Source organism: Niabella hirudinis, assembly GCF_051201075.1.
Lineage (GTDB): Bacteria > Bacteroidota > Bacteroidia > Chitinophagales > Chitinophagaceae > Niabella > Niabella hirudinis.
The window spans coordinates 1-17,744 of sequence record NZ_JBPEHJ010000013.1; the positions used below are offsets into that span (position 1 = coordinate 1).

11 protein-coding genes are annotated in these 17,744 nt (G+C 48.0%); 3 read left to right on the forward strand and 8 right to left on the reverse strand.

Translation table 11 applies throughout. From position 1 onward, the window contains the following. Window positions 1–278: 278 nt before the first annotated feature. The 3 genes from GGU45_RS18680 to msrA form a co-directional block, all read right to left on the reverse strand. On the reverse strand, window positions 279–884 hold the full coding sequence (locus tag GGU45_RS18680) for a hypothetical protein (protein WP_435227326.1): 606 nt from the start codon (window positions 882–884) through the stop codon (window positions 279–281). An 11-nt stretch (window positions 885–895) separates the two neighbouring features. Then, a complete protein-coding gene (locus GGU45_RS18685) occupies window positions 896–1,939 on the reverse strand; it encodes an agmatinase family protein (protein ID WP_435227328.1) in 1,044 nt (347 codons plus the stop codon). Window positions 1,940–2,090: 151 nt separating this feature from the next. After that, on the reverse strand, window positions 2,091–2,633 hold the full coding sequence (gene msrA / locus GGU45_RS18690) for a peptide-methionine (S)-S-oxide reductase MsrA (protein WP_435227330.1): 543 nt from the start codon (window positions 2,631–2,633) through the stop codon (window positions 2,091–2,093). 291 nt (window positions 2,634–2,924) lie between these two features. On the opposite strand from msrA, the gene GGU45_RS18695 reads away from it, so the two are divergent. Together GGU45_RS18695 and GGU45_RS18700 are read left to right on the forward strand one after the other, a co-directional pair. Next, the gene (locus GGU45_RS18695) at window positions 2,925–5,030 is read left to right on the forward strand and encodes an endonuclease MutS2 (RefSeq protein ID WP_435227331.1); all 2,106 of its coding nucleotides are present in this window, start codon (window positions 2,925–2,927) and stop codon (window positions 5,028–5,030) included. Window positions 5,031–5,244: 214 nt separating this feature from the next. Continuing rightward, the gene (locus GGU45_RS18700) at window positions 5,245–5,712 is read left to right on the forward strand and encodes an SRPBCC family protein (protein ID WP_435227333.1); all 468 of its coding nucleotides are present in this window, start codon (window positions 5,245–5,247) and stop codon (window positions 5,710–5,712) included. A 347-nt stretch (window positions 5,713–6,059) separates the two neighbouring features. On the opposite strand, the gene GGU45_RS18705 is transcribed toward GGU45_RS18700, so the two are convergent. From GGU45_RS18705 to GGU45_RS18720, 4 genes are read right to left on the reverse strand one after another with little or no spacing between them, the layout of a single operon-like run. Beyond that, window positions 6,060–6,476 (reverse strand): SMI1/KNR4 family protein, encoded by a 417-nt coding sequence (locus GGU45_RS18705; protein WP_435227335.1) that lies wholly within the window; start codon window positions 6,474–6,476, stop codon window positions 6,060–6,062. Window positions 6,477–6,487: 11 nt separating this feature from the next. Then, on the reverse strand, window positions 6,488–10,825 hold the full coding sequence (locus GGU45_RS18710) for a DUF6531 domain-containing protein (protein ID WP_435227337.1): 4,338 nt from the start codon (window positions 10,823–10,825) through the stop codon (window positions 6,488–6,490). Between the two features lie 44 nt (window positions 10,826–10,869). Further along, window positions 10,870–12,249: a hypothetical protein gene (locus tag GGU45_RS18715; protein WP_435227338.1), complete on the reverse strand. Its 1,380-nt coding sequence runs from the start codon at window positions 12,247–12,249 to the stop codon at window positions 10,870–10,872. A gap of 3 nt (window positions 12,250–12,252) precedes the next feature. Next, complete coding sequence (locus tag GGU45_RS18720) at window positions 12,253–14,091, reverse strand: type VI secretion system Vgr family protein (protein ID WP_435227340.1); 1,839 nt, start codon at window positions 14,089–14,091, stop codon at window positions 12,253–12,255. Between the two features lie 328 nt (window positions 14,092–14,419). On the opposite strand from GGU45_RS18720, the gene GGU45_RS18725 reads away from it, so the two are divergent. Beyond that, the gene (locus tag GGU45_RS18725; RefSeq protein WP_435227342.1) at window positions 14,420–16,471 is read left to right on the forward strand and encodes a M13 family metallopeptidase; all 2,052 of its coding nucleotides are present in this window, start codon (window positions 14,420–14,422) and stop codon (window positions 16,469–16,471) included. A gap of 330 nt (window positions 16,472–16,801) precedes the next feature. On the opposite strand, the gene GGU45_RS18730 is transcribed toward GGU45_RS18725, so the two are convergent. Further along, window positions 16,802–17,386 (reverse strand): alpha-ketoglutarate-dependent dioxygenase AlkB family protein, encoded by a 585-nt coding sequence (locus tag GGU45_RS18730; protein WP_435227344.1) that lies wholly within the window; start codon window positions 17,384–17,386, stop codon window positions 16,802–16,804. Window positions 17,387–17,744: the final 358 nt, after the last annotated feature.

Genomic DNA, 17,744 nt, shown 5'->3' on the forward strand with positions numbered 1-17,744 from the left:
ATGTCTGATGTCTGATGTCTGATGTCTGATGTCTGATGTCTGATGTCTGATGTCTGATGTCTGATGTCTGATGTCTGATGTCTGATGTCTGATGTGAACCTTCTAAGGTACGAAAGAACCGGTTAGTATCAATGGTCAATGGTCAATAGTCAATGGTCAATAGTTCATGGAGTATAAACCCGGATCTAACCTTGAAACTTTAAACCTGAAACTTGAAACAAAAAACCGAATACTCCGGCAATACCCGGATCTCGTTTTCTCCCGATAGCTAATCGGGATCACATCTTCAAATTACCAATCTGTTCCCTGCAAAATTCGTTAAACACAGCTTCTGAAACAATTTCATCCGCATTTTTTACGAAGTGCTGGTAAATTTTATTGTTCTTAAGATCGATAGTCAGGATATCGTCTTTTAAAACCAGGTTGCTGACCTCGCTCCACGAGATTTTCTTAACGGGGAAGGACGGATAACGGATCTCCGCTGAAGAAACCAGGATCACCAGCTGCCGCCTGGATACAAGGTACAAAAACCAGAGCACTACATTAATGGCGAAGCCCCAGCCCATAGCATACTGGTACCAGCGGAACCCGAGGATAAGGATGATGATGCCCAGGGATTGTAAGGTGTTCTTCTTTTTTAAAAGATAAACATCCCAGAGAATAAACAGGATAAAGAGCGCAGTACATACCAGGATACTGATCGTCAGGTTGGGGCTGTTGCGTTGGTAATCCATCAACAGCTGTCCCAGCAGATTTAGAAAAATGATGCCATAGGCAAAAACCTGGTAAATAAGCGTGCGCGCATTGGGAATGACAAACCGGTAACCCTGATCTGCTCCTGAAGGTGCTGCAGCCGGGGCTCTATTTTGTTTCGGATCCGTCAATGATAAATAGATTATTGATTGCTTCCCGCAAGGATATTACATAACTTGTAGAGCGCCCGTGCACCTACATTGGCATTCCAGTCGGTTTCGCCGGTACCCACTTCCACCAGGTCGAACCCGATCAGCTGGCGGCCGCTTTCCACGATCTTTTTAAAGAGGTAGAACATCCGGTCCAGCTCAAATCCTCCCGGAACAGGGGTGCCGGTATCCGGGCAAAGTTTGGGATCCAGTCCGTCAATATCGAAGCTGATATGAACTTTCTGGGGCAGTTTACTGATGATTTCATCGGCAATATTCTTAAACGTATCGCCTTCAAACTGACGCTCTTTGATCTCCTGGTCAAAATAGGTAATAACCCGGTAATTGCTGTCTTTAATATATTCCCATTCGTCCTGCCCCAGATCCCGCACACCTACCTGCACAATATTTTTGATCTGCGGAATTTCATTGAGCGCATTATACATAATGCTGGCGTGGGAGTATACAAACCCTTCGTAAGCCTTGCGCAGGTCGCAATGTGCATCCACCTGCAGGATTCCGAATTCACCATGTTTTTCTGCAAGGGCCTTAAAAAGGCCAAGCGGCGTACTATGGTCTCCACCCAGTAACCCTACCAGCTTGTTGTCGGCAAGCAACGCCCTGGCCTGCTCGTACACCCAATTGTTCAGAAAGACACCACCCTCATTCACTTCTTTGATGGTACGGCACATAAACTGGTTTTTCCCCAGTTCCTCGCCTTTGGAGATATAGTCGATGTATAATTCGGCCTCTTTGCGTAAAAAATCACTTTTCAGCAATACGGTACGGTCGGTTGGCTTCAGGTAATATCCCCGTTTCCAGGCATCCGGGAAGTCCGGATCGTAGAGGTCTACCTGCATACTGGCTTTCAGGATGCTTTCCGTTGCCCTCGCGGTTCCTGCGCCGTAACTTACGGTTACTTCCCAGGGAACATTGATGATGATCAGGTCAGCGTTTTCTTCAGTACTGGGCAACCCAAAGATGTTGTTATTAGGGTTGGCTACACAGTTCTGATCAAAATTTGTTAGGTCCAACATTATTGTCTCCTTTTTTTGGAAGGCGCAAAGTTATATGGTTTTTATTGCAATGTACAACAATGAACGTTTGTTTTAGGCTGTTGGCCATCAGTCATCAGCAGCCGGCCTTTGGCTTTCAACAAACGGGGAGCTAATTGCCAAAAACTGATTGTTATTTCAGCTTGTCTTTGAATACTTTACGGAATTTGTCCACCTTCGGGCGGATTACCATGGTGCAGTAAGGATTTTTGTCTTCATTATTGTTAAAATAAGACTGGTGGTAATCTTCGGCCGGATAAAAAACCGTGAAGGGTTTTATTTCGGTAACAATCGGATTGTCGAAGGCTCCGCTTTTATCCAGCTCAGTTTTATAATAGACGGCTTTTTCCTTCTGGGCTTCATTATGGTAGTAAACGCCGCTACGGTACTGGGTGCCTACATCGCCTCCCTGCCGGTTGAGGGTGGTAGGGTCGTGTGTTTTCCAGAAAATTTCCAGTAATTCATCAAAAGAAATAATGGAGGGGTCATACACAATTTGCAAGGCCTCCGCGTGACCGGTATTCCCGGTACATACTTCTTTATAAGTGGGATTTCTGGTATGCCCGTCTGTATAGCCACTGGTAACGGAGGACACACCTTTTACGTCCTGGAAAATAGCTTCCGTGCACCAGAAACATCCATTGGCAAAGGTGGCCGTATCTGTTTGTTGACTCATTGTAGAAGATTTTGCTGCCGGCCCTGCAAAAACCACGGGCTCCTTTTTTTTCTGCGCACAGGCTGTTGCCGCCAGCGTTATCAGGAATAATATGGGGACAATTGTTTTCAATTACGGACTGTAAATTACAAATTCAAACTGTAAAAATACAATTTAATAACACTGAGGGGCGGGAGAAGGTTTAAGTTTATGCGCGAAAAATTATTCTTATGCGCGACTGCAAGTTGTGCATAACGGTTTTAGGATTTCCTCTTCGTATCTTTGCAGGCTTGAAAATGATAGAAGGCATTTATGAAATTATACCCGGAATCGGCATATATACAACTGGAATTTGATAAAATCAAGGGCCTGCTGGTAAAGTATTGTGAAACAGACTATGCACAGCGCAAGGCGGAGGAGTTGCGTATTCATACCCATAAGCGGTTTATTGATGAAGAGCTGAAACAGTCGCATGAGTTTAAGCAACTACTGCAGAACGCTGTATATTTTCCCAATGATTACATCCTCAACCTTTCGAAGGAGTTAAAGCTATTGTCTATTCCCGGTGCGCTGCTTACGGGAGAACAGCTCCTACAGATACGGAAACTGGCCGAAAGCATTGAGAAGGTCTTTCGCTGGTTTGATGCGGAGCGGAAGCTGGCTTATGAAAGCCTGTATCATGTAATAAAAAATACTTATTATGAAAAGGCCATCATCAGCCTGATTGATGAGGTTGTGGATGAAGCAGGGCAAGTAAAGGACAGTGCTTCTCCCGCATTGAAGGATATCCGGCTGAGCCTGTATCGAAAACGGATCGAGTTAAGGCGCATCTTTGATAAGATTGTTGCCAAGCTCAATAAGCAGGGCTACCTGGCGGAGATTGAAGAAAGCTTTATGAATGGCCGCCGGGTGATTGCGGTATTTGCCGAACAAAAACGAACCATAAAAGGCATTCTGCACGGCGAGAGCGACAGCCGGAAAACGGCATTCATAGAGCCCGAAGAAACCATGCACCTCAATAATGAAGTGGCCGACCTGGAGCATGAGGAACGGAAAGAGGTAGACCGCATCCTGCGCAAGCTAACGGCCTCTTTATCCGCTTACGCATCCTTGCTGCAAACCTGGCATACGGTGCTGGGTGAGTATGATTTTATACGGGCAAAAGCCAAGTTTGCCGGGGATATCAACGGCGAGTTTCCGGTGGTAGCCGATAAGGCCCAGGTGCGCCTGGTAAATGCATATCACCCGCTGCTTTATTTATATAATAAACGGTCCGGTAAATCAACCTTTCCCGTATCCATTACGCTGGACGAGAGCCGGCGCATACTGGTGGTGAGCGGGCCCAATGCGGGGGGAAAGACTGTTACTATGAAAACGGTGGGGCTGCTGCAAATGATGGTTCAAAGCGGCCTGTTGGTGCCGGTGCACCCTAACAGCGAGTTTGGCGTGTTTAAACAGCTGATGATCCATATAGGCGATACCCAAAGCCTGGAATTTGAGCTGAGTACCTACAGCAGCCACCTCATTCACATGAAATACCTGATGGAACAGGCCAATGGAAAAACGCTGTTCTTTATTGATGAGCTGGGCAGCGGCAGCGACCCCAACCTGGGCGGCGCTTTTGCGGAAGTGATCCTGCTGGAGTTGCTGAAGAAGCATTCCTATGGCATTGTAACCACCCATTACCTTAACCTGAAAGTGATGGCTGGTAAAACGCATGGTATTGTGAACGGCGCCATGGCTTTTGATGAAAAGAACCTGCTGCCCCTGTTTCAGCTGGTGGTGGGGCGCCCGGGAAGTTCCTATACTTTTTCGATTGCCGAGCGGATCGGGCTGGACAAAAGGCTGATTAACCAGGCGCGCCAGATGGTAGACGATGACCAGTACCGCCTGGATAAGCTACTGAATAAAACGGAGCAGAACCTGCGCGACCTTACCAAAAAAGACAAAGAACTGGAGCGGCTGATCAAGGAAAATGAACGCCTGAAAAAGGAAATGGAACGGGTGATGGACCGGGAAAAACACCAGCAGCAAATGAATGTACTTCGGGAGCAGAACAAAATATCGGAAGAGCGGATCACCTATCTTAAAGACATGGAACGCAAACTCAAGCAGATCACCGTTGAATGGAGAAAGGAGGAGGATAAGCAGAAGCTGATCAAACAGATTCACAATCTTCTTTTTAATAAGAATGAAAAGAAGGCCGTTGGGAAGATGCAGAAAAAGATCGAATCCAAATACCAGGAGGTGGGCGGAGCTATAAAAGTGGGCGATCAGGTGAAGATGAAACGCAACCACCAGGTGGGTGAAGTACTGGAAATAAAAAGTAAACGTGCGGTGGTAAAAATCGGTTTGTTGCCCATGCAGGTGGAACTGGCGGACCTGGTGGTGGTGAAAGAGAAAGAAGTGAAGGCGTAGGCTAATTGCTGTTTCAGGTTTCAAGTTTAATGTTTAAGGTTGGGTTCCCGTTTGATACTCAAAATGCCCATTTCACGCAGCGAATACAGTGTTTTATTGGCTGAGAGCTGATTGCTGAAGGCCGACTACTAATTGTTGTTTCAGGTTTGGAGTTTAACATTTAAGGCTTAGTATTTGATGCGGAGTAAATGAGCTCGTTTAAATTTGAAATAAAATGAAACTACAGACGAGTTATACATTCAGCGCTGCCCCGGCTCAGTTATGGCCACTGCTGTTTCATTCAAAAATGGATGACCGGAGGCCCTGCTATTTTCTTTTTGGACTTCCCAAGCCGGTTGAATGCCGGCTGGCTGATAATGGTGAAGGCGTTGGTGCTACCCGGGAATGCATTTCCGATAAAGGGGTGATCCGGCAGACGATCCTGGATTGGGTGCCGGAACAAAAGCTCCGGTTCGCACTGCGTGAAACCGACATTTATTTTGGTCCCTGCGTGGATGCCATTGTGGAAACCTTTGTCTTGCATCCTGTTCATGAAAAGGAAACGATGATCACGCGTATCACCGAGGTTACCCTGAAACCCGGAGCCCGATTTTGGGTTTCCTTGCCGATGTGGATTGGCTTAAAAAGCATCCACCGGTATGTTTTCAACAACTGGAAGCGGATCGCAAAAGAGGCTGTTTGAGAAGGCGCTGAAATTAAAGATCCTCGGTGCAAATTCTTTTGTATCCAGGTTCTATCAGCAGCAGTCGTGAAGCACCCGGTCATGCAGGATTACAAATGTCATCCACAACACCACAAGGACGGATAGAAAATTAATAATGATGAGCCTTGTGCAACTATTTCGATGGAGGGACCTGCCTTCGGTCTTTTTTATATAAATCCTGGAAGCAATCGGAATCAGTGCTGCCATAGTATTAATGCCCCTGGAATTTTTGTTACCCTCCTTCCCGCCGGTCTGGCGCAGGTTTGTAGCAAGGCAGTATGCGCCAGCAGACCTTTAGGGGCGTAGCGCTCCGTGGAGAAGATGGATCAATCAAATACTTCTTCTTTTAAACATCGTTCTATAAAATCTTTAAAGGAAGCGCTGACCTGGTTTGCAACATCCGGATCCAAATCGCCTAATGGACAAGTGAAGATGGCGGCGTCTTTAGTAAAGTCAAAACCAAAACAGATACCTCCTCCATCGGTTCCAATGGCTATTCGCAGGTTAGAAAGATATTCCGGTATTTTATACTCCCGGTTTAATATGGCGATGTCTTCCTGTTTCCACAGTGAGATATAGTTTTCTCCAATGTTGCCTTCGCCTCCGTTACTCCATAGTAAAAAAGTTACGTAATCTTCCGGGAAGCGAATGTTTAACTGATCCTCTGTTTGCTTAACCGATGCTGCAGTTGCTCCCGGGTTCTTATCCCAGCCAGATGCTATTTTTTTAATTGTTTGATCCATTGTATTTTGTTTTAGTGAAGTCCTTTAAAATATTCCCGGGCTGCTTTCATTGCCTTATTGATTTCTGCTTTTGGAACACCGGCGGCCGTTAGATCTGCTCTTGCATTTCTTAATTCAGTTTTTAAACTTGTTGACCATTTTCCTTTACCTGCTGCAATCCGGGCATCCCTTCTTGCATTTTGTCTTGCCGTAATTATTGCATGTTGGTTTGAACCGGGAGTGGCATCAAGTAAAATGCTTGGAGCTTTTTTTGAGCTGTAATCTGAATAGCCCTGGGTCTTCGCCCATTCATCTTGTACAATATGGTGAGATTGATAAGGGCTTCTTGGGGAAGGCTGCTGACCATGGGGTGCAATATTGTGCTGTTGTGCTCCATTCTGGCCAAAGATATCGATCCATGTATTAGGATCAATGATATATTTGTATTGATGTAAGCCGCCCCACAATCCTATCGGATCCTGGCTTATATAATTCCCGCTTTCATTATCGTAATACCTGAAACGGTTGTAGGCTAAACCGGTCTCCTCATCTACATACTGCCCCTGGTACAATTGCGGTACCAGTCCTTTTTGGCCTTTTTCATTCCGTATTGTGCCGTAGATATCCAGCTCCCGCTCCCAAACTTTTTCGCCAGAACTGTTATAGGCATGTGTTGGTGTGCCCAAATAGTCTGCCACAATGCTATACTGTTCATTGTCAAGGATCTTGGCACAAGGTACAAAACTATCCGCTTCATACACCCAGGTAACGATGTTTTCGACCGGCTCTTTTTCTTCGTTGATTTCCCCGCTGGCTTCTATGGATCTTTTGGTCGGATAGCTGCCGTTATAGCTCCATTCGTGCAAGGGTACATTGCCATCCCATACCCACCGGGTAACGGAGCCGCTGTCTTCCTCAAAAAAACGGGTGTTTTTATCCAGCAAAATTTTAGCGATCCTTCTCCCCAGCGGGTCATAATAAAACAGGATTTCCCGGCCGCCGGGATTGATCACTTTCCGCAGCATGCCGTTGCCGGACCATTCATAGATCCAGCCCGTACCGCTGCGTTTGAAGTTGATGTGGTGCGCCTTTGCGTAGTCCGTATGTGCAATGGCGGCCGTGTTTTCGTTTTTCTTAAACTCCTTAAAAATAATATTACCCTCGCCATCGTAATGATAAGCATATTGGTCATCTTCCTGCAAACGCCCGCCCTTGCTGTATTTGCGGTCGCTGCGGTTGCGGGTCTTAAACAGGTTGCCTATTTTATCGGGGATGCGGTAAATGGTTTGCATGGTTCCGTCCTTGCCCTCATAGGCGGCACTGATGAGGTTGTCAAAAGCATCATAATCGAATAGCGCACTGGTATGGGCGAGTTCGTTTACTATACGGTTGAGCCTGTTGCCGGTACCCCAGTTGTAGCGGGTGCGGCTTTGTTCTATATTTTGGGCACCAATGCTGCATCGGATAACGCGCCCCAGCCGGTCGTGCTCCGTTTTTACGGATATTCCGCCACTGAGCTCCCGGTGCAGCTCAAGGCCGGTATCATCGCGGTGGAAAGAGGCGGCCCAGCTGGCGTCCTGGTCGTTGTCGGGATGGTTTGCCTGCATTCGCGTGATGGCGTCTTCTTCATTGTATTCCACCCGGATATCGGCGCCAAGACTGCTGCCGGTATGGGTGCAATTGCCATAACGGTCATAAGTTTTTGCAACGCTGTAGCCGTCCTGTATTTCCTTAATGACTGCGCCTGTTTTGTTACGCTGCAATTGCAGATGGCTGTGCTCGTTAAACGCTTCCGTTAACAGACTATCGCGGTTGTATTTATATGCCGCCATGCTTCCATCGCTATGCTCTTCTTTTACGATATTACCCAGGCCATCATAGTCGTAGGCCGTCCAGCGCTCATCCGGCCGCAGCACTTTTGTTACACGGCCGCTGGCATCGCGCAGGTAGCGGCGGTGCAGCCCGTCAAACCCCCATTCGCTCACCACATTACCCAACCCGTCCAACCCAAATTTGTATAGTTCCCCGCCCTCATTGGCAATGCTTTTGAGTTGGAGCTCTGAGTCGTAATTAAACTGGACGGTGCGGTTGTGCTGGATACGTTTTCGCAGGACCCCCAATGGGCCGTATTCAAACTGCACCTGGTGTACCCTGTCGCTGGCGTCAACAAGGTTACCACTGGTATCGTAGTTAAAATGATGCTCGTTGCCATCGGGTTCTTTTAAATAAAGGATGTTGCCGGCATCATCATTCAGGTATTCTGTTGTATTGCCCCGGGCATCTGTATGCCGGGTAACATAGCCCAGCGCATCGTAGCTCCATTGAAGCTTTAACCCATTGGCATAATGAAGGGCCGTAAGGTTGTGCTGCGCATCGTAGAAAAGCTCAACAGGCCGTTGTTTATGGTCAATGATCCGTTTTAAATGTAAACCTTCATATTCGTATTTTATGGTAAGCCCCTCCGCATTTCTTCTGCCGGTAAGCCGGCCTTTTTCATCGTAGGTGAAGATATCGGTGGCTCCGCCATACTGCACCCTGCTTTTCAGCTGCTGCCGGTCGTTATAAGAAAACCCTGTATCATCGCCGTTCTCATTGGTGATGCGGATGAGTTTGCCGTAGGCGTTGTACCGGTATTGGACGGTGCCTCCCTGGGGATTTACAACAACTTCCAGCTCTTCGTATTCGTTGTAGGACCGGCGGGTGATACCGCCGTTTTCGTCCACAATTTTGTAATTGAGCAAGCGGTCATCATGAAAATAGGCGCTGGTATAACCCAGGCTGTTGCGGGTGATACTAAGCCCTTCCTGGTACTCGGTCCAGTACTCCAGCAGTCCTTCATCGCCCCAAACATGAATGCATTTTGCATGGTTGCCCTTGCCTTCATATTCCCAGTAAAAGCTCAGGCCGGTTTGATTAGTGAGCTTTGTGAGCAGGTGCCCGTCGTAATAAAAATGTTTTTCTGCGCCGGCTGTATCCAGGACCTTTGCAATATTTCCAGCTGCATCATATTCATAACAGATGCAATTGATTTCCCGTTCGTTCACGGTTCTAAAGATGCGGGTAATATGGCCCAGCGCATCATTTTCTACCTGTAGCACCTGGTTGCGGCTGTCGATGATCCGCTTCAGGCAGCCCTTGCGATCATAGATGAACCGGATATTGAATCCCGGTGCGTTCGATATCGAGGAGAGGGTGTGGAAGCCTTCTGTATTCAACGGGCCGTTGAACCGGTATTCAAGCTGGTCCTCGTCAATAAGCAGGTAGCCCTCTTTGTCGTGGTGGAAGAAGAGCTGTTCTTTCCGGTTGAAGTGTACTTCCCCTGGATGCACTTTGGGCAGGGGCACTTCTCTACCGTCTTTTAGCCGCAGGGTGAAATAACCGTTGTTCATATCGTACAGGCCCATATTATAGCTGTGGTGCCAGTTGTATCCAAGAGGGCCGGTTACCTCCGCGTTGCTATAATAAGTACGTTCCCATTTTAAAGGTAGCGGGCCGGGTAATTCAAAGTCGGTATTGGTATGAAATACTTTTCCTGTGGCCATATCCACGGGTTCACTCACCCCGTCACATTTTTTTGCGGGCTTTGTGTTACTAAGTTCGGGGTTTTTGGTATCGGGTGTTTTGGGCTTTTTCTTTTTTGCCTTACTGAGTCCCTTCAGGCCCAATTTGATCATCAGCTGAAAAAGGTCGATGGTAGGAGGTCCGCCTGCCAGCACCCTGCCGTTACCGGCGAAGATGCAAAGGAGGATGGAGGTGGGCAGCATGAGGGGAAACTTCAGCCGAGGCACTTTATTCTTGCGGGGCAGGGAGGGAAAGCCTACCAGGTTACAGGAAAGAGAGGGGTGAAACTGGGTGGAGTAAGGGCCGCCATCGGCAAGTACGGTGCTGCTGCCCATCCACATTTCCGAAGTAGTAAAAGGCTTGGTAAGAGGGATCAGGTGCAAGACAATGCCCGGCAGGTGCATAATGGGTGTACCGGCATTGCTGACCCATTGACCGTGCACTTTTACGGATGGCTTCAGCATATTGACCAGGAAGCTGGCTACGCTGGCCACAGAAGGGCTGCCCCCATCGGAGTCCTTTGTAATGGAGGGCGGAGGCGCGGGCAATGCGGAAGCCACAGCGTTCATGATGGCTGCAAAAATGTCGAATACGAGGCCGATATGCGGTACCGGAAAAACCGGGCAGGGCGGAAGGATGGTTTGGTCAAAATCCAGCCCGATGGCCATATCCAGGTATTTACCACCGGACATCCCGGGGAAGGAGGGGAGGATACCGGCCATCGATTTCTGGATGTTATCGATGCCGCCTTTTACTTCCGCAAACGTTTCTCCAAAACTTTTACTGGCGGCTGTGTTAGCACTGCTCATTCCGATTTTTTTTGTTTCAATAATTTATTTCCGGCACAAGTAGCTTAACCGATCGGGATCGAAAATTTACCTTTGGGCTTCACCAGTATATTGTGCATTTCTATTTCGGTCAACAGCTCTTCCCAATCATCGCCAATCCAGGCGCGGAGCTGATCATAAAGGTGCACCAGCTCATCCGGGGCTTTTAATTTTTTGCCCAGGTGCACGGCCATAAATGCCGCATGTAAAAAAGTGGATTGCCGGATGACCAGCTGGTCCATATAAGCACCGCCCGCCATCGCCAGCAGGCACTTTTCAAAAGCCTGCTGATGGCGCCCCCGGATGAAATACAGGTGCCCGCTGATACGGTGCCCTTCCATAATGAAAAAAGCATCGGCCCGCCGGGTGGCTTCTGCTGCCATTTCATCGTAAATTTTTATAGCATCTTCCCATTTGCGTTTGGCGGCAAACAACCCGCCGCGCAGCATCATACAGGAACGCCATACGGGGTACCCGGCGGGGTCATTATCGTCCATGGCCTTGCGTGCCTGCTGAATGGCTTCAATGGCATAGGCTTCACTGGGCCCGCTGTCCTTGATGGCATAGTGTGCCTGCGAGGCCACCAGCAGGGAAGAAATATAGGTGGTATTGTTTTGAGCCTCTTTGGCCAGTACCATCAGTTTGCCAACCTCCCGGGCGGTTAATGAAGGCTTATGCTCCAGCGTGGTATCCATTACTACGCGGATCTGTTTGCGCAGCCGGTTTTCTATACTTACCGTATCGCTGGTGCCCCCGCTCTTATCCAGTTCGTTATTAACGGCCGCCGTCATATCCAGCTGGGGCACCAGCTCCACTACGAGGGGGCGCAGGTCGGGGTCCGGGATATAGATCTTCCGTTTGGGCCCATAATCCATAGTGGCCAGGCGGATCTGTTGGGGAATGCCTTTTTTTAAATGTTCTTTCAGCCAGGGTTTAAGACTCACTGCGTCCGGGCTTCCGGAAGGAAAATAGAGGAGAAAATGAGGCAGTTCACAGTTATCCAGACTGGCCTTTAGGCGCAGGAGCTCCTGCATCAGGGCTCCAAAACCGGAAAGCGGCCGGATATCGGGTTTAAAACCGGCATCCAGGATCCCGTCTTTTTTTAGGGCGCTGTAAATATCATATTTGGGATCGGGGCAGGGAGCAAACCATTCCTGATACTCCAGCCATAGCTCCCTTTCAAATAATTCAGGGTCGCCGGTATAAACCGTATCAAAGCGAAAAAAAATATCATCGAATACGCCGATGGCCAGCCGCTCGGTTTCCATAAATTTATCAATGATATCAATATCCTGGTATTGGGCAATCCAGATGGCCAGTTTCCAGCTTTTTAACCGGTCGATCCGGGCCCATTCTTCGCGAACCTTGTAAAACTCATGTGCAATAGAAGGTGCAGCAGTACTCATAGGTCAGGCGTTTAGTTTGATGATAGCTCCTGCTGTAACACCCACATTGCCGGCGGCACTTACCACCATTTCTCCATCGGTGGTAATATCCGATTTTGCTGTTCCATGTGCGGTAAGCGCGGTAGAACGCAGGTCCAGCGAATCACCTCCGGAGATCTCGGTAACCTTTCCCTTGCCCACCAGCTGGGAATCTGCAAGTACCCTGATGTCTGTTGCCGTATGGGTGATCTTCTCATTGGCCATCTGTTGGATGTTAACACCTTTGGTGGTGATCTCTTTTCCGTTGATGATGATGGTTCCATCCTTTTTCAGGGTAATACTGGCGTTGCCGCATTCGAGCCGGATGCTCTGGCTGCTTTTGGTGGATATATTGCCGGCGCCATCCAGCATGGTGATATTGCCCGCCTGGTCAGATATCAGCGCGCTGCCGTCCTTGTCGTTAAATACCATTTTGCTGCCGCTGCGGCTCTGGAATGTTTTCACATCATTGCCGGAGTTTCCAAAGCTGTTTTTTGCCTGCCCGTGATAAACGGCGCCAATGACATAGGGCTTGGTAGCGCTATCGCCTTCAAAACCCACGATCACTTCCTCGCCAACCTCGGGGATCAGGAACATCCCTTTGCCGCCACCGGCATGAGGGGTGGTAACGCGGATCCAGGGGCTTTTTTCCGAACCATTCATCCAGTGGAATTTTACACGGATACGTCCGAGACCATTAAAGTCGTTATTATCGGTAACCAGGGCGCTCTGAGTTTCGCAATTTGGCTCGCCAATGGCGGCAACCGGCGGTACTTTAATGCTTGCAGGCACGGCTTCAAAATTGTTTTCATAATGGCCGCGGGCATCTACCTGGTGATGTACAGCCACGACCAGGTAATCGCCATAGCCTTCGGTCTGACTGCTGAACACATTATTACCCTTCACCTCTATTTTACCTCCAATATGCACTCCGGGGTGACCGCTTTGCCCATTAAAGCGTACCATACGGCTGCTTTCCATGGCGCTTCGCATATTCAATACATCGTCCTGCTGTTTTTTGTTGGTCAGGAACTGGTTATTCCAAAGCTTTGGCTGGCTGCCGTATACAGCCTGCCCCGATTTATAGACCTGCGTACCCCAGGGGTTTAATCCGGCTTTCTGTTCAATATCAACCGGCTGGCTGGTATACACCTGACTGTTCATATAATCCCAGGCCATCATTTGCATTTGGGTGGGCCGGGCCTGAAGGGCTACATTAAAACTGCTGAGATGACTACCGTAAACCAAGCCGGCTTTTTTGTTATCTGCAGGCTGGCCTATCTGCAGGCTTCTGCCATCCCAAAAAAGCCATTCGCCATAGGTGCCGGTAAGCCGTTGCAGAAACTGCCAGGCGGTTTCTTTATACTGAACGGTATAGGCCAGGGTTTCACCGTACTGCGGGTGTACCCGGGGCTCCAGCAAATTCTGGGGAAAAAACTTCAATACATCCTGGGCTATGTTTTTAATGGCTTTTTTTTCCCAGCTTTTACAGTGGGGCCCGCTATCAAGGATAATGGTCGGGCTGTAGCCCGTAATAATGACATCGCCATGATGACCTGCAAAACGCGCCGTTTCAACCCCCGTTACGATGCCGTTGAATAACAGGTCGCCCCTGGCACCGGTGCCGGCAATGCGAGCTCCAAAACTGGCGCCAATCATATCTTTGGATGTAGAAAAGATCCCCGCCTTACCATCAATGGTTTGGGCAGGGCATACAAGTGTAAAGCGGTGGTGTTCAAAGATTGCCTGGTTTAAAGAGAAGGTGGTGAACTGTCCAATGGGTTTCCCGTTAATACTGAAAACGGGATGGGTAAGCTGAGCCATAAATAAGTTTTTTGTCGGTTTATGGAATGAATATATGGGTCAAGTAACAAGGGCTTCGCCGGGTTTTTTAGAGGGTCAACCTGCAGCGGGGGCTTCATATCAGATAAAAATGGTATTTCTTATCCAACAGGTAAAAGCATATTTATTACACAAAGTTTATACCAATATGCACCCCAAACAGGGAGTTTGGGGCGGTTTAAACATAACTTAATCCGGATTAAGTTAATATTGAACCAATAATTGGGGGCACAGGGAAAACAGCCGCTCATATAAATCTTTTACAGGCAACAGTTTGGATGGTTACCTTTGGCAAACAATTAAGATAAAAATGCAATATAAAACAATCGTTGCCGCTGCACTGGCAACAGGAATAATCGGCTGTGGCACGGCCCCCGGCAAACCGGGAGAACAGGCTGCTGCGGAGCGCACTACCTACCTGGATCGCGCTAATATGGATACGACCGTGAAGCCCGGGGATGATTTTTTTCTCTATGTCAATGGCGCCTGGGTAAAGAATACACCCATCCCCGGAGACAAAACGCGGTGGGGAAGTTTTGATGAACTGCGGGATAAAACCAACAAATCTGTACATACGCTGCTTGAAGAAGTGGTCAAGGAAAATGCAACCGCCGGTTCCCCGCAGTTTAATGTAGCGGCTTTTTATAAAAGCGGCATGGATACGGCTGCTATCGACAAGGCTGGTAGCACGGTACTTCAAAAACAGCTGAATGCTATTAAGGCTATCAGCACCCCGCAGCAGTTGATGGATGTGATCATTGAGAATGGGAAAACGGGACTGTCAACGGTATTGCCCAATTATATCGGGCCGGATGATAAGAACGTAACTCAAAATATCATTCAATTTACGCAGGGCGGACTGGGGCTGCCATCGAAAGATTATTATACAGACAAAGATGCAGGGGCCGAAAAAAACAGGGAAGCATATAAAGCCTACATCAAAAAGATGCTGAGCCTCGGCGGCGCAGATACCGCAACAGCCGGAAAAGATGCTTTGGCGATCTTTGACCTGGAGCAGCAGCTGGCAGCGGCTTCCCTGTACCCCAGGGAAATGCGCGACCCGCAGAAAATGTATAACAAATTCAGCCTGGAGGCCTTTACAAAACAGACACCGGGCATTGACTGGAAAGCGGTTTTTGACAAAATGGGCATCAGTGGCCAGGATACCCTGCTGGTGACCGTGCCGCAATATTATAAAACTCTTTCCGGCTTGCTTACATCAATGCCGGTAGCTACCTGGAAAGCTTACCTTACCTATAACCTGTTGTCTCGTATGGCGCCCTATCTGGGAAAGGAGTTTGATGCCGCACATTTTGATTTTTACGATAAAACGCTAAGCGGACAAAAAGAACAGAAGCCCCGCTGGGAGCGGGTGATGCAGATCATCAATGGCTCCATTGGGGAGCAGCTGGGCAAGCTCTATGTAGACCGGTATTTTAAACCGGAAGCAAAACAAAAGATGATGGAGCTGGTGCAGAACCTGCAGGATGCGTTCAAAAACCGGATCCGGAATCTTGATTGGATGAGCGATGCTACCAAACAGAAAGCTGAGGCCAAGCTGGCTTCCTTTATGAAAAAGATTGGTTACCCGGATAAATGGAAAGATTATTCCGGTTTGGGAATTACGCCGGATAATTATGCACAGAATGTGTTGAATGCCGCCGCTTTTGAATATAAACGGGAATTGGCGAAGCTGGGTAAACCGGTCGATCGTACAGAATGGGGTATGACTCCCAATACCGTAAATGCTTATTACAACCCCGCCTTCAACGAGATCGTTTTTCCTGCGGCAATCCTTCAGTTTCCTTTCTTTGATTTTGGGGCAGATGATGCAGTGAACTATGGCGGCATTGGCGCGGTGATTGGTCACGAGATGACGCATGGCTTTGACGACCAGGGTGCACAGTATGCCGCCGATGGTAACCTGAAAAACTGGTGGACACCGGAGGATGAAAAAAAGTTCAAGGCTAAAACAAAGATGGTTGAGGAGCAGTTTAATAAGTATACCGTACTCGATTCCGTACACATCAACGGGGCGCTTACGTTGGGAGAGAATATTGCTGACCTGGGCGGTATTACCATTGCCTACGATGCCTTTAAAAAGACAAAGCAGGGACAGGGTAATGAGCTGATTGACGGGTTTACCCCGGATCAGCGTTTTTTCCTGAGCTGGGGCCAGGTATGGAGGGGGAAGGCTACGCCGGAGCGTGCCAGGCAGCTGATAAAGATCGATCCGCATTCTCCCGCGGAATGGAGGGCAATGGGGCCCCTCACAAATTTTGAGCCCTGGTATAAAGCGTTCAATGTGCAGCCGGGCGATAAAATGTATAAGCCTGAAAACGAACGTGCAAAGATTTGGTGATTTGTTTTTGTTTATTTTGTTTAAGAAAGCCGTCCTGATTTTGTTGGGATGGCTTTTTTGATGAAATGTAAAATAGAGATGGGGGCATTCCAGGTTGTCGCTGTCATGCTGAATTTATTTCAGCATCTATGCATTTTGTCGTTCAATAGACCCTGAGACAGGAATAGATCCCGGGACAAGCCCGGGATGACATCTTGGGTGACATTACGTTTATGGGGGTGCGACAATTTGGAATGTACCCAATAGAGACATCCTTTGGCTTCGATATTTTTTTGTTCGGAGCTGTTGACTACTTCTTTATTTTAAATTGGATATTTTTTATTTTACATTTCACACGCCTCCATGTATGCTCCGGAATGTAAGATTGATGCGCGCGGTATGCACTTTTTTTGTAGGGGGAAGGCGATGTAGCCAGTGGGTTTGGGTAGTGCCCTTCATCACCAGCAGGCTTCCATGCTCCAGCACGCAATCTACCCGTTCGCCGCTGTTCTTATGTTTGAATGCAAATTTTCTTTCGGCGCCCAGACTTAAGGAACCGATGGCGCCGTTTTTTTTAAGCTCACGTTCTTCATCGCAATGCCAGGCCATACCTTCTTCACCGGTGTGATAAAGATTGAGCAGACAGGAATTGTAGGCTTCGCCTGTTTTCTTCTCGCATATTTTTTTTAACTGCAATAGCGTTTCGGTCCAGGGGAGCGCTGTTTTGGTGGTTTTGGAATAGGTGTATTCAAAGCCCCGGTTGCCGTACCAGGCTACCTTTCGTTTTGTAATGATTCTTTTGCCAAAAATAATGGCTTCGTCATTGCGCCATTCGATGGAGCGGAGCAGGTTTTCGAAATAAGCATCTGCGGCCTCCTGATCCAGGATCGTGCCGTGGTAATGTACAATACCATCGAAGGGCAATAAATTTTGCATAACCGATTTTTGATATTGCAAAGATGACGGCAATAGATTGAAAAATAAACCCGGTTCTTGCGATGCCGGGGAGGATTCCATGTTTAATATTTCCCGCTGACTATGCGATCGCTATCGGGCCGCAGAAATGCCTACTTTAAATCTGCGTTTGTACCTAAAGCCGGCAGTTGGGAATGTATAAAAAAAGAGTGTTCTGTAGAACACTCTGGCTGTCTTTGATAGATTCACAATCTTTTATATTGGAATAATGGTATATTCAATCCTTTTTAAAGCAGCCAGTTGTGTTTTTGTTGACAGGGCAAAACTCTTGTTTTTTTATCAGAAAATACTTAACTCAGGTTAATTAATACGCTTCTCC